The organism is Streptomyces sp. NPDC002884 (genome assembly GCF_040295245.1).
Lineage (GTDB): Bacteria > Actinomycetota > Actinomycetes > Streptomycetales > Streptomycetaceae > Streptomyces.
Genome location: NZ_JBEOVB010000017.1, coordinates 114,837 through 127,615, shown reverse-complemented (window position 1 = coordinate 127,615; position 12,779 = coordinate 114,837). Strand labels below are relative to the sequence as shown.

The following is a 12,779-nucleotide window of genomic DNA, read 5'->3' as shown; positions in this document are numbered from 1 at the left end:
CCGCGACGATACGCGCTAATCAGACAAATTCGACATAGGGGACGGGTGTGGCGCGTCCGCAATCCGCCCCGGTGGCCCCGGCACCCGGGTCACCCGCCCCCACCCGTCCGCTCACATGCGGGACACGTTCCGCTCGTACACCAGGCGCAGCCCGATCAGGGTCAGCCACGGCTCGTGCTCGTCGATCACGGAGGACTCGCCGAGCACCATCGGCGCCAGCCCGCCCGTCGCGATCACCGTGACCTCGTCCGGGTCGTCCGCCAGTTCGCGGGCCATCCGGGTCACCACACCGTCGACCTGGCCGGCGAACCCGTAGACGATCCCGGACTGCATCGCCTCGACCGTGTTCTTGCCGATCACGCTCCGCGGCCGGGCCACCTCGATCTTGCGCAGCTGTGCGGCCTTGACGCCCAGCGCCTCGACGGAGATCTCGATGCCGGGGGCGATGACCCCGCCGACGTACTCCCCGCGCGCGCTGACCGCGTCGAACGTCGTCGCCGTGCCGAAGTCGACGACGATCGCCGGGCCGCCGTAGAGCTCGTTCGCCGCGACCGCGTTGATGATGCGGTCGGCGCCGACCTCCTTGGGGTTGTCGAAGAGGATCGGCACCCCCGTCTTCACACCGGGTTCGACCAGCACGGCGGGCACGTCGCCGTAGTAGCGCCGGGTCACCTCGCGCAGTTCGTGCAGCACGGAGGGCACGGTCGCGCAGATCGCGATCCCGTCGACGCCGTCACCCAGTTCCTCTCCGAGCAGCGGGTGCGTACCCATCAGGCCCTGCAGGAGCACGGCCAGTTCGTCCGCGGTCCGGCGGGCGTCGGTGGAGATCCGCCAGTGCTCGACGATCTCCTCACCGTCGAACAGGCCGAGCACGGTGTGCGTGTTGCCCACGTCGATCGTCAGCAGCATGGCCGGTCCCCGTTCCCTACTCCGCCGCTCGCAGATCCAGACCGATGTCCAGGATCGGCGAGGAGTGCGTCAGGGCGCCGACGGCGAGGAAGTCGACGCCGGTGTCGGCGTACGCCTTGGCGTTGACGAGGGTCAGCCGGCCCGACGCCTCCAGCAGGGCGCGCCCGCCGACGACCCCGACGGCCTCCGCGCACTCGCCCGGCGTGAAGTTGTCCAGCAGGATCAGGTCGGCGCCTGCTTCGACCACCTCGCGCAGCTGGTGCAGGGTGTCGACCTCGACCTCGATCGGGACGTCCGGGAACGTCTCCCGCACCGCCTCGAAGGCCTGGGCGACGCCGCCCGCGGCGACCACGTGGTTGTCCTTGACCAGCGCCGCGTCGGACAGCGACATGCGGTGGTTGACGCCGCCGCCGCAGCGGACGGCGAACTTCTCCAGGGAGCGCAGGCCGGGTGTCGTCTTGCGGGTGTCCCGCACGCGCGCCTTGGTGCCCTCCAGGACGTCCGCCCACGCGCGCGTGGCGGTGGCGATGCCGGAGAGCCGGCACAGCAGGTTGAGCGCGCTGCGCTCGGCGGTGAGGAGGTCACGCGTGCGCGTGGTGACCGACAGCAGCTTCTGGCCGGCCTCCACGCGGTCGCCGTCCTCCACGTGCCGCTCGACCTCGAACTCGTCCGTGCAGACGACCGAGACGACCGCCTCGGCGATCCTGAGGCCCGCCACCACGCCCGCCTCGCGCGCGGTGAAGTCGGCGGTGGCGACCGCCTCCTCGGGGATGGTCGCGACGGTGGTCACGTCGACGCCGTGGGCCAGGTCCTCCTGGATGGCGACGTTGGCGATGTCCTCGACCTCCACGGGGTCGAGTCCGGCGTCGGAAAGCAGCTGGGCGAGCGCGGGGTCGAGGCCGCACTCCGCGTATTCGGCGTATCCCTCGCCTGCGAAGTCCGTGTCTGCGTCGGCGCCACAGGCACAGCCGTCGCCGCAGCCGCCGCTCTGGGCGAGGGGAAGGTCGGGGGTGCTCACGTCTGTCACTGCTCCTGGGGGTGCTGCCGGGTCGGGGGGAAGTCTGCGGTATCGGTGGTGTGTACGGCGAGCGTGCGGTCCGGATTCAGCCGTACGACGATGTGCCGGCGCCAGTTCGCGTCGTCTCGGTCGGCGTGGTCCTCGCGCCAGTGGCAGCCGCGGGTCTCCTCGCGCTGCCGGGCGGCGGCGACCAGGACCCGTGCCACGCACAGGAGGTTCGTGGCCTCCCAGGTGTCGACGCCGGGCTCGGCCGTCTTGCCGTTCTCGTCGAGGGCGTCGCGGGCCTCGGCGTGCAGCCGCACCAGCTGGCCGGCCGCCTTCTCCAGGGACTCGGCGGAACGCAGGACGCCCGCGCCGTCCGTCATGATCCGCTGGATGGCGAACCGGGCCTCCGGGGCGAGCAGCGGGTGCGCGGGCTTCTCCGGGTGCTCGACCGGCGCGGGCACCCGCGCGTGCAGGCCGTCGTCCGTGCGGCTCTCCACGATGTCGGTGACGATCCGCTCGGCGTAGACGAGGCCTTCCAGGAGCGAGTTCGACGCGAGCCGGTTCGCACCGTGCACGCCGGTGCAGGCGACCTCGCCGCACGCGTACAGGCCCGGCACGGTCGTCCGGCCACGGGAGTCGGTGCGCACGCCCCCGGAGGCGTAGTGGGCCGCCGGGGCGACCGGGACGGGCTCGGTGACCGGGTCGATGCCGTGGACCCGGCAGGCGGCCAGGATCGTCGGGAAGCGGTGCTCCCACATGTCGGCGCCGAAGTGGCGGGCGTCGAGGAACATGTGCTCGGCGTCCTGCTCCTGCATGCGGCGCATGATGCCCTTGGCGACGATGTCCCGGGGCGCCAGTTCGGCCAGCTCGTGCTGCCCAACCATGAAGCGCACGCCGTTCGCGTCGACCAGGTGGGCGCCCTCGCCGCGTACGGCCTCGGAGACGAGGGGCTGCTGGCCCTCGGCGTCCGAGCCGAGGAACAGCACGGTCGGGTGGAACTGGACGAACTCCAGGTCGGAGACCTCCGCGCCGGCGCGCAGGGCGAGCGCCACGCCGTCGCCGGTGGACACCGACGGGTTGGTGGTGGCGGAGAACACCTGGCCCATGCCGCCGGTCGCGAGGACGACCGCGGGGGCGTGCACGGCGCCCACGCCGTCGTGCTGGCCCTCGCCCATGACGTGCAGGGTGACGCCTGCCGTACGGCCGTCGGCGTCGGTCAGCAGGTCCAGCACGAGCGCGTTCTCGACCGTGCGCAGACCACGTGCGCGGACCGCCTCGACGAGCGCCCGGGAGATCTCCGCGCCGGTCGCGTCGCCGCCCGCGTGCGCGATCCGGCGTCGGTGGTGGCCGCCCTCGCGGGTGAGCTCCAGGCCGCCTCCCTCGGACTCGTCGAAGTGGGCGCCGGTCTCGATCAGCCGATGCACGGCGTCGGGGCCCTCGGTGACGAGGATCCGTACGGCGTCCTCGTCGCACAGGCCCGCGCCGGCCACCAGCGTGTCGTCCAGGTGCTGTTCTGGCGTGTCGCCCTCGCCCAGGGCCGCGGCTATGCCGCCCTGCGCCCAGCGGGTCGAGCCGTCGTCGAGCCGGGCCTTGGTGACGACTACCGTCGTCAGGCCGGCGGCCTCGCAGCGCAGGGCCGCGGTCAGGCCGGCGACGCCGGAACCGACGACCACCACGTCCGCGGCGATGCTCCACCCGGGCTCGGGCGCGTGCAGTCGTATGCCTGTGCTGGTCACGAGGCGGCTCCGAAGGTGAGGGGGAGGTTGTCGATCAGCCGGGTCGTCCCGACCCTGGCGGCGACGGCGAGGACGGCCTCGCCGGTGAAGTCGTCCTCGAGCTCGGTGATCTCCGTGAAGTCCGACGGATCGACCAGCGCGAGGTAGTCCAGTTCCAGCGGCGGGTCCAGCCGGGCGGCCTCGTCGAGGACCAGGCGGGCCGCCGCGCGGATGGCCGCCGGGTTGCCGGGGGCGGCCTTGGCGACAGCGTGCGCGTCGGCCGCCGCGCGGGACTCCCCTATGGCGCTGAGCGCCTCGGCACGCGCGCGTGTGGCGGGCACGGCACGCGCCCGTGCCCGCAGCGCCTCCTGTGCGGCGTGCCGGTCGCGGCCCGCGAACAGGGCCTGGGAGAGGGCCAGTGCGGTGCGCCGGCCCCCGGCGGACAGATAGCGGTTGCGGCTGGACAGGGCCAGCCCGTCCTCCTCCCGCACGGTGGGCACGGCGACGATGTCCACGCCGAAGTTCAGGTCCCGTGCCATGCGGCGGATCAGGGCGAGCTGCTGGGCGTCCTTCTGTCCGAAGAGGGCGGTGTCGGGCCGGGTGAGGTGCAGCAGCTTGGCGACGACGGTGAGCATGCCGTCGAAGTGCCCGGGACGGGAGCTGCCTTCAAGTCGCTCGCCCATGGGGCCCGCGGTGATGCGGACCTGGGGCTCTCCGCCCGGGTAGACCTCGTCCACGGACGGGGCGAACACGACGTCCGCGCCGGCCTGCTCGGCGAGCTTGAGATCGGCGTCCAGGGTGCGCGGGTAGCGGTCGAGGTCCTCGCCCTGGCCGAACTGGAGCGGGTTGACGAAGACCGTGACGACGACCTCGCCGTCCGGCCCGGCGAGTTCCCTGGCGGTGCGGACAAGGGTGGCGTGGCCCTCGTGCAGGGCGCCCATGGTCATCACGACGGCCCGGCGGCCGCCACGCGTGCGTGCGTGCAGTTCGGCGGCGGTGCGCAGCAGGGTGGTGGTCATCCGGCATCTCCTTCGGTGCCGTGCGGGCCCGAGGCGCCGGGGTTCTCGGGGGTGCCGTGGGCTTCGTCGGCGAGCACCCCGAGGAGGTCCTCGGCGAGTTCGGGCTTGAGGAGCCCGTGGGCGAGCGCGCGGTCGGCGGTGGCGCGGGCCATCGCCAGGTAGCCGGCCACGGTCTGCGGGGCGTGCTCGCGCAGCTCGGCGACGTGTGCGGCGACCGTGCCCGCGTCTCCGCGCGCGACGGGGCCGGTGAGCGCGCCGTCGCCGGAGCGCAGCGCGTTGTCGAGGGCGGCGCCGAGCAGCGGGCCGAGCATCCGGTCGGGGGCCTCGACGCCGGCCGCCCGCAGCAGCTCCATGGACTGGGCGACCAGCGTGACCAGGTGGTTCGCGCCCAGGGCCAGGGCCGCGTGGTAGAGCGGCCTGCTGTCCTCGGCGATCCACTCCGGCTCGCCGCCCATCTCGATCACCAGGGCCTCGGCGGCCAGCCGCAGCTCGTCGGGCGCCGTGACGCCGAAGGAACAGCCCGCCAGGCGCTGGACGTCGACGGGGCTGCCCGTGAAGGTCATCGCCGGGTGCAGGGCCAGCGGCAGCCCGCCCACGCGCAGGACCGGGTCGAGGACCCTCGCGCCGTACCGGCCCGAGGTGTGCACGATCAGCTGGCCGGGCCGTACGGCGCCGGTCTCGGCGAGCCCCTCCACGAGCCCGGGCAGGGCGTCGTCGGGGACGGTCAGCAGCACCAGGTCGGCGCGCTGGAGAACCTCGGCGGGCGGGACCAGGGGCACGTCGGGCAGCAGCAGCGCGGCCCGCCGCCGGGAGGCGTCGGAGACACCGGAGACGGCGACCGGACGGTGCCCGGCGAGCTGGAGGGACGCGGCCAGGGCCGGGCCCACCCGGCCGGCGCCGACGACGCCGACGGCGAGCCGTGCCGGACGGTCCCTGGGGTCTGGCTGTTGGGCTGTACTCACGCGACGGAGGCCTTCCGTTCCAGTCCGCTCCGGGTACCGGACGATTTCTCGTCATGTTAACGCTATCCGTCCGGGGAGCGTCCGGTTGTCCACAGGCTGTGGGTTATCCCACCCGTTGCCGACCGGCGGCCCCGGGGGCGGGCGGGGGCCGGAAACGCCCGTGACCCCGCGAGCCGCCGCACGGCATCATCCGGGGCATGACGAACACGGCGGAACACGGCGAGGCGAAGTCGGCGCAGCAGCGCCTGCGGGAGCGGCGGGCGGCCGCCTACCGGACGGCGGAACGCGTCCTGTCGCGCGACGGCGCCCGGGGCACGCTGCGGGACCGGCTCGCGCTGCTGCACGAGGCCGCGCCGCAGGTCCACGACCTGGACGAGCCCGCGGACCTCTACGGCGACGGGGTCGTGGCGGCGCTGGAGGAACGGGTCGCCGGGCTGCTGGGCGCGGAGGCCGCCGCGTTCTTCCCGACCGGCACGATGGCCCAGCAGGTCGCCCTGCGCTGCTGGGCGGGACGCACCGGCAACCCCACGGTCGCGCTGCACGCGCTGAGTCATCCCGAGGTATGGGAGCGGGGCGCGTTCACCGCCGTCAGCGAACTGCGTACGGTCCGGCTGACGCGCGAGCCGCGGCTGCCCACGGCCGAGGAGGTGCGCGCCTTCGAGGAGCCCTTCGGGGCCCTGATGCTGGAACTGCCCCTCAGGGACGCCGGTTATGTGCTGCCCTCCTGGGAGGAGCTGACCGAGGTCGTGGCGGCGGCCCGCGAGCGCGACGCGGTGGTGCACTTCGACGGCGCGCGCCTGTGGGAGACGACGCACCACTTCGGCCGCCCCCTGCGGGAGATAGCGGACCTGGCCGACAGCATCTACGTGTCGTTCTACAAGTCCCTCGACGGCTTCGGCGGCGCCGCGCTCGCCGGCCCGAAGACGCTGGTGGAGGAGGCGAAGACATGGCGGCACCGCTACGGCGGGATGGTCTTCCAGCAGTTCCCCACCGCCCTGGCGGCGCTCGTCGGCCTGGAGCGGGAACTGCCCCGGCTGCCGGAGTACGTGGCCCACGCGCGCGTGGTGGCCGCCGCGCTGCGCGAGGGCTTCGCCGGAGCGGGCGTGCCGTGGGCGCGCGTGCACCCCGAGGTGCCGCACACCCACGAGTTCCAGGTCTGGCTGCCGTACGAGGGCGAGGTGCTCGCCGAGGCGGCGGCGCTCCAGGCCGAGCAGACGAGGGCGATGCTCTTCGCCGGCGCCTGGAGCCGCGGCGGGCCGGGACTGTCGTACACCGAGGTCACCGTCAGCGCCGCCGGACTGACGTGGACGGCGGACGACGTGCGGGCGGCGGTCGTGGACTTCGTGGGCCGGGTGGCCGAGGTGGTCGGCAGCTAGGCCGCGGGCGCAGCCGCCGGGGCAGGGCCTGCCGCGGCGGCCCGCGCGTGGGACGGCCTCTGGCCCGCAGCGTGGGAGGGCCTCTGGGCCGCAGCGTGGGACGGCCTCTTCAGGCTGCGTCCGGCCCGCGCCCGGCGTCGCGTCGATTGACGGCGGCCGTCAATCGAGGATCGCGTTGTCGGTGGCGGGGTGCACCATGAGGTCATGAGCCTGAGCATCGACATCGCGGGGCTGCGGCCGGAGAGGGTCGCGGTCGTGCCCTCACCGCTGGCCGAGCTCGGCATGGCGCTGCACGCGCTGTCCGAGCCGGGGCACCATCCCGGCCTTCAGGGCTGGGTCACCGGTGTGACCGCGGGGCTCGACTCGCATCTGGCGGACCAGATGTGCGAGGCCGACTTCCTGTGGCGGACGACGTTCTCGGACATCTTCCTGCCGTACGCGGGCATCCCGGGCAGAAGCACGCTCCCCGGGGCCTCGCTCGCCGAGGAGCTCGATCTCCTGGACAAGCTGACGGACGAGCAGTTCGTGGACTCCGCCCTGGAGTTCACCTGCGCGCCCGGGTACGACGTGCTGAGCCCGAGCGTGCTCGCCGACCCGGCGCTGCGGCGGCGCGCCTTCGAGCTGGCCGCCACGCGCGGGCCTCGGCAGGTGCGGTTCACTCAGCGGCTGCTCGACGACCCGCCCCGCGTACGTGCCTGGCTCAGGCAGTTCCTGGAGGACTGCGACGAGGCGTTCTTCGCCGATGTCTGGGCCCGGGTGCGCCTCCCGCTCGCCACGGACGCCCGCTACAAGACGGATCTCCTGCGCCGCAAGGGCCTGGCGGAAGCCCTCGCCGCGGTGTCCTCGGCGGTGACGCTCGACGCGGAGGCCGCGCGGATCACCGTGGACAAGCTGATCCAGGGCCGCAGCGCCACCGGGGACGGCGGCCTGCTGCTGGTGCCGACGAGTCTCGGCTGGCCCCACCTGATGGTGCTGCACCGGTACGGCTGGCAGCCGGTGCTGCACTATCCGGTGGGCTCGCCGGAACTGGCCTCGCCGCCCTCGGTGGAGCAGCTGACACTGCGGATGACGGCGCTGTCCCACCCCGTCCGGATGCGGATCTGCCGCCTGCTGGCCCGCAGCGCCTACACCACGACCGAGCTGGCCCAGGTGCACGGCATGACGGCCCCCGAGATATCCCGGCACCTCGCCGTCCTCAAGAAGGCGGGCCTGCTCACCACCCGCCGGCGCGGCCGCTATGTGCTGCACCAGCTCGACGTGACGGTGGTGGCCCGGCTGGGCAGCGACTTCCTGGAAGGGATGCTCCGCTAGCCCGCGGCCGTCCGCCCCGCTGCCGTGCCCGAACGAGATGCGCCCCGCCGGAGCCGCGTGACCGCGTGCGGGTCAGCCGTGACCGCGTGCGGGTCAGCCGTGGCCGCCGGCCCGGACGATCCCCGTCTCGTACGCGAGGACCACCACCTGGACCCGGTCGCGCAGCCCCAGCTTGGTCAGGATGCGGCCCACGTGGGTCTTCACGGTCGCCTCGGACAGCACCAGCCGGGCCGCGATCTCCCCGTTGGACAGCCCCTGCGCGACCAGCACCATGACCTCGCGCTCGCGCTCCGTGAGCCGCTCCAGCTCCTTGTGGCGGGGCTCCCTGCCGGTGGTGGGCAGCATCGGCGCGAACCGGTCGAGGAGACGGCGGGTGGTGGACGGGGCGACCACCGCGTCACCGCTGTGCACGGAACGGATGGCGGCGAGGAGCTCGCCCGGCGGCACGTCCTTCAGCATGAAGCCGGAGGCGCCCGCCTTCAGCCCGGAGAACGCGTACTCGTCCAGGTCGAAGGTGGTCAGGATCAGCACCTTCGGCGGTTCGGGCTCGGCGCAGATGCGCCGGGTGGCCTCCACGCCGTCCAGCTTCGGCATGCGGACGTCCATGAGCACGACGTCGACCGCCGTGGAACGCACCACCTGGAGGGCCTCGACGCCGTCGCCCGCCTCCGCCACGACCTCCATGTCCGGCTGGGCGGCGAGCACCATCCGGAACCCGGTGCGCAGCAGCACCTGGTCGTCGACGAGCATCACGCGGATCGTCATCGAGTCCTCTTCCGTTTCTTCTGCTTCTTGCGTTTCGTCAGCTGGTGCGGGTGGCGCCGAGGGGGCGTGACAGGTGTCACCAGGGGCGTGCGTCGGCGTCAATGCGCGGGTTTGAGCGGGAGCAGGGCGCTGATGCGGAATCCTCCGCCGGGCCGCGGGCCGGCGTCCAGGGTGCCGCCCACCATGCCGACCCGCTCGCGCATGCCGATCAGGCCGTGACCCGCGCCGTCGGCGCCGCCCTCCTCGTACAGCTCGTGCGGGGCGCCCTTGCCGTCGTCCTCGACGAGCAGCCCGAGGCCGTCGTCGAAGTAGACCAGGCGCACGCTCGCGCCCGTGTTGGGCCCCCCGTGCTTGCGCGTGTTCGTCAGCGCCTCCTGCACGATGCGGTACGCCGTCAGCTCGACGCCGCTCGGCAACGGCCGCGGCGTGCCCTCGACCTTGAAGTCCACGGGCAGGCCCGAGCCGCGGCACTGCTCGACGAGGTCCTCGATCTGCTCGACGTCCGGCTGCGGCACGTACTCGCCGCCCTCCTGGTGCTCGCCGGTGCGCAGCACGCCCAGCAGGCGGCGCATCTCGGCGAGTGCCTGGCGGCCCGTGGAGGAGATCGTCTCCAGGGCCTTCTTCGCCTGGTCGGGCGCGGCATCCAGGACATAGGCGGCGCCGTCGGCCTGCACCACCATCACCGACACGTTGTGCGCGACGACGTCGTGCAGCTCCCGCGCGATACGGGCGCGCTCCGCGGCGACCGCGACCTTCGCCTGCGCCTCGCGCTCCTTCTCCAGGCGGGCCGCGCGCTCCTCCAGCTGCGCGAAGTACGCGCGACGGGTGCGAATGGAGTCGCCCAGCACCCAGGCGAGGGCGAACGGCACCGTCTGGAAGACGATGACCGCGACCTGGCCCGGCACGCTCGCGTTCTCGTGCGGCCAGCGCAGCTGCGCCAGGGTCGCCGCGCTCAGCGCCATGACCAGGGCGAGCCGGGAGGCCCAGCGGGCGCCGGTCGCGGCGACGGTGTAGACGATCACCAGCAGGGCGAAGTCGGCTGCCGTGACCCCGACGTCCAGCACCAGCTGAGCCAGTCCGAGCGCGGCGGCGAGCACGAGCATCTGCTCGGGCATGCGGCGACGCAACGCGATGACCAGGCACAACAGGAACACGACGGGCACCAGTAGCGCCATGGAGTCGGTGCCGCCGCGGTCCTGACCGGCGGTTCCGGCAGCCGCGGAGATCCCGAACAGGACGAGGGCCCAGAAGGCGTCCACACCTGTCGGGTGTCTGCGGAGGAAGTCATAGAGGCGCTGCACGTGACCCAGCGTAGGGAAGCCCGATGCGTGCAGGGGTCAACCGGAGGGCCGATCCGGTCCGGGCGCGTGTACTCCGCAAGGTGGATGCCGTGATCACCTGTACGCCTAGTCTGACCGGGTGGTGGACAAGGTGACCGACTCGGGCGGGTGGCGCGGCTGGCGGGCGGCGACGCAGGCGGCACTGTACGGCTCGGACGGAACGGGCGGCTTCTACCGGCGCTCCGAGGGCCCGGCCGGGCACTTCCGTACGTCCGTGCACGCGTCGCCGCTGTTCGCCGAGGCCGTGGCCCGGCTGCTGTGCCGGGTCGACGAGGCGCTCGGCCGGCCCGCGTCGCTCGACTTCGTCGACATGGCCGCCGGGCGGGGCGAACTGGTCACCGCGGTGCTGGCCGCGCTCCCCGCCGACGTGGCGGCTCGCACGCGCGCGTGCGCCGTCGAGATCGCCGACCGGCCGGTGGGCCTCGCTGACGGGATCGAGTGGCTGCCCGAGCCCCCACGGCAGGTCACGGGGCTGCTGTTCGCCAACGAGTGGCTGGACAACGTGCCCGTGGAGGTCGCGGAGGTCGACTCCGCGGGCGTGGCTCGACTGGTGCTCGTCCGGGACACCGGGGCCGAGCGGCTCGGGGAGCGGGTGTCCGGCCCGGAGGCGGAGTGGCTCGCGCGCTGGTGGCCGACAGCGACCGAGGAAGGCCTGCGGGCGGAGATCGGGCTGCCCCGGGACACGGCGTGGGCGTCCGCAGTGTCCTGCGTCCGGGGCGGGCTCGTGGTGGCGGTGGACTACGCGCACACGGCGGACGCGCGCCCCCCGTTCGGAACGCTCACCGGCTTCCGGGACGGGCGCGAGACGGCACCCGTGCCGGACGGCTCCTGCGACATCACGGCCCACGTCGCGCTGGACGCGTGCGCCCAGGCGGGATCGACGGCAGCAGCGAGGTCGGGAGCGACGGCGGCGGCGACGGCGGGGAAGGGCGCGGCGCGGGCACTCACCGACGCGCGCCTGCTCACCCAACGCGCCGCGCTGCGCGCCCTGGGCATCACCGGCGCACGCCCCCCGCTGGCAATGGCGTCCACGCATCCCGCCGCGTACGTGCGCGCCCTCGCGAGCGCCGGAGAGGCCGCCGAGCTCATCGCGCCGGGCGGACTGGGCGATTTCGGATGGCTGCTCCAGCCGGTCGGGATCTCCCACCCGCTCGACCCGGAACGCGAAACCGGCTGACCGCCCGCGGCCTGCCCGTCCGTCGGCCGCCCTACTTGTCGATGTCCCCCACCACGAAGAACATCGACCCCAGGATCGCCACCATGTCCGAGACGAGCGTGCCCGGCAGCAGTTCGGTGAGCGCCTGGATGTTGTTGAACGAGGCCGAGCGCAGCTTCAGCCGGTACGGCGTCTTCTCGCCCTTGCTGACGAGGTAGTAGCCGTTGATGCCGAGGGGGTTCTCGGTCCACGCGTACGTGTGCCCCTCGGGCGCCTTGAGGACCTTCGGGAGCCGCTGGTTGATCGGACCGGGCGGCAGCTCCGCGAGACGGTCCAGGCAGGCGTCCGCGAGGTCGAGCGCGTTGTGCGTCTGCTCCAGGAGGCACTCGAAACGCGCGAGGCAGTCGCCCTCGGTCCGGGTCACCACCCGGAGGGTGTCCCGCAGCTCCCCGTACGCGAGATAGGGCTCGTCCCGGCGCAGGTCGAGGTCGACACCCGACGCGCGCGCGATGGGCCCGCTCACGCCGTACGCGTGCACGTGCTCCGGCGCGAGCGTTCCCACGTCCCGCGTGCGGCCCCGGAAGATCTCGTTGCCGAGCACCAGGTCGTCGAAGACGTCCATGCGTGAGCGCACGGCGGTGACGGCTCCACGCGCGCGTGCGGCCCATCCGGCCGGCAGGTCCTCCTTGAGGCCGCCGACGCGGTTGAACATGTAGTGCATGCGCCCGCCGGAGACCTCCTCCATCACGTTCTGGAGCACTTCGCGCTCACGGAAGGCATAGAAGACCGGGGTGATGCCGCCCAGTTCCAGGGGGTAGGACCCCAGGAACATCAGGTGGTTCAGCACCCGGTTCAGCTCGGCGAGCAGGGTGCGGGTCCACACCGCGCGCGGAGGGACCTCCATACCGAGCATCCGCTCCACCGCGAGGACCACGCCCAGCTCGTTCGAGAACGCCGACAGCCAGTCGTGGCGGTTGGCCAGCATGATGATCTGGCGGTAGTCGCGTGCCTCGAACAGCTTCTCCGCGCCGCGGTGCATATAGCCGATCACCGGCTCCGCCTGCCGGATGCGCTCACCGTCCAGGACGAGCCGCAGCCGCAGCACACCGTGCGTGGAGGGATGCTGGGGGCCGATGTTGAGCACCATGTCGGTGCTCTCCGCGGCACCGCCGATCCCGACCGTGGTCTCCGTCGTAGGAGTCATGGGCACAGTCTCCCCTACG

General features: G+C 73.3%; 11 protein-coding genes. 3 read left to right on the top strand and 8 right to left on the bottom strand.

All coding sequences use genetic code 11. The features are described 5' to 3' along the window. Positions 1-111: 111 nt before the first annotated feature. The 5 genes from ABT070_RS29155 to ABT070_RS29135 are packed head-to-tail and all read right to left on the bottom strand — an operon-like array spanning position 112 to position 5,608. A complete protein-coding gene (locus tag ABT070_RS29155; protein ID WP_351764847.1) occupies positions 112-909 on the bottom strand; it encodes a type III pantothenate kinase in 798 nt (265 codons plus the stop codon). Between the two features lie 16 nt (positions 910-925). Next, the gene (gene nadC, locus ABT070_RS29150; RefSeq protein ID WP_351764846.1) at positions 926-1,927 is read right to left on the bottom strand and encodes a carboxylating nicotinate-nucleotide diphosphorylase; all 1,002 of its coding nucleotides are present in this window, start codon (positions 1,925-1,927) and stop codon (positions 926-928) included. Positions 1,928-1,932: 5 nt separating this feature from the next. After that, entirely contained in the window at positions 1,933-3,648 is a 1,716-nt protein-coding gene (locus ABT070_RS29145; RefSeq protein WP_351764845.1) for an L-aspartate oxidase, read from the bottom strand. After that, positions 3,645-4,646, bottom strand: a complete 1,002-nt coding sequence (gene panC / locus ABT070_RS29140; RefSeq protein ID WP_351764844.1) for a pantoate--beta-alanine ligase — start codon at positions 4,644-4,646, stop codon at positions 3,645-3,647. Before panC ends, ABT070_RS29145 begins: the two co-directional genes overlap by 4 nt. After that, positions 4,643-5,608, bottom strand: a complete 966-nt coding sequence (locus tag ABT070_RS29135; protein ID WP_351764843.1) for a Rossmann-like and DUF2520 domain-containing protein — start codon at positions 5,606-5,608, stop codon at positions 4,643-4,645. Before ABT070_RS29135 ends, panC begins: the two co-directional genes overlap by 4 nt. Positions 5,609-5,805: 197 nt before the next feature. On the opposite strand from ABT070_RS29135, the gene ABT070_RS29130 reads away from it, so the two are divergent. Together ABT070_RS29130 and ABT070_RS29125 are read left to right on the top strand one after the other, a co-directional pair. Continuing rightward, a complete protein-coding gene (locus tag ABT070_RS29130; RefSeq protein ID WP_351764842.1) occupies positions 5,806-6,984 on the top strand; it encodes a threonine aldolase family protein in 1,179 nt (392 codons plus the stop codon). A gap of 204 nt (positions 6,985-7,188) precedes the next feature. Beyond that, positions 7,189-8,295 carry a DUF5937 family protein gene (locus ABT070_RS29125; protein ID WP_351764841.1) on the top strand — a complete coding sequence of 369 codons (1,107 nt, stop codon included), beginning with the start codon at positions 7,189-7,191 and terminating at the stop codon, positions 8,293-8,295. 93 nt (positions 8,296-8,388) lie between these two features. Here ABT070_RS29125 and ABT070_RS29120 read toward each other — a convergent pair whose 3' ends face one another. Together ABT070_RS29120 and ABT070_RS29115 are read right to left on the bottom strand one after the other, a co-directional pair. Continuing rightward, entirely contained in the window at positions 8,389-9,060 is a 672-nt protein-coding gene (locus ABT070_RS29120; protein WP_351764840.1) for a response regulator, read from the bottom strand. A 98-nt stretch (positions 9,061-9,158) separates the two neighbouring features. Beyond that, positions 9,159-10,361, bottom strand: a complete 1,203-nt coding sequence (locus ABT070_RS29115; RefSeq protein ID WP_351764839.1) for a sensor histidine kinase — start codon at positions 10,359-10,361, stop codon at positions 9,159-9,161. A 118-nt stretch (positions 10,362-10,479) separates the two neighbouring features. On the opposite strand from ABT070_RS29115, the gene ABT070_RS29110 reads away from it, so the two are divergent. After that, positions 10,480-11,577 (top strand): SAM-dependent methyltransferase, encoded by a 1,098-nt coding sequence (locus ABT070_RS29110; RefSeq protein WP_351764838.1) that lies wholly within the window; start codon positions 10,480-10,482, stop codon positions 11,575-11,577. A 31-nt stretch (positions 11,578-11,608) separates the two neighbouring features. Here the strand turns inward: ABT070_RS29110 and ABT070_RS29105 are convergent, their stop codons facing one another. Then, on the bottom strand, positions 11,609-12,760 hold the full coding sequence (locus tag ABT070_RS29105) for an NADH-quinone oxidoreductase subunit D (RefSeq protein WP_351764837.1): 1,152 nt from the start codon (positions 12,758-12,760) through the stop codon (positions 11,609-11,611). Between the last annotated feature and the right edge of the window lie 19 nt (positions 12,761-12,779).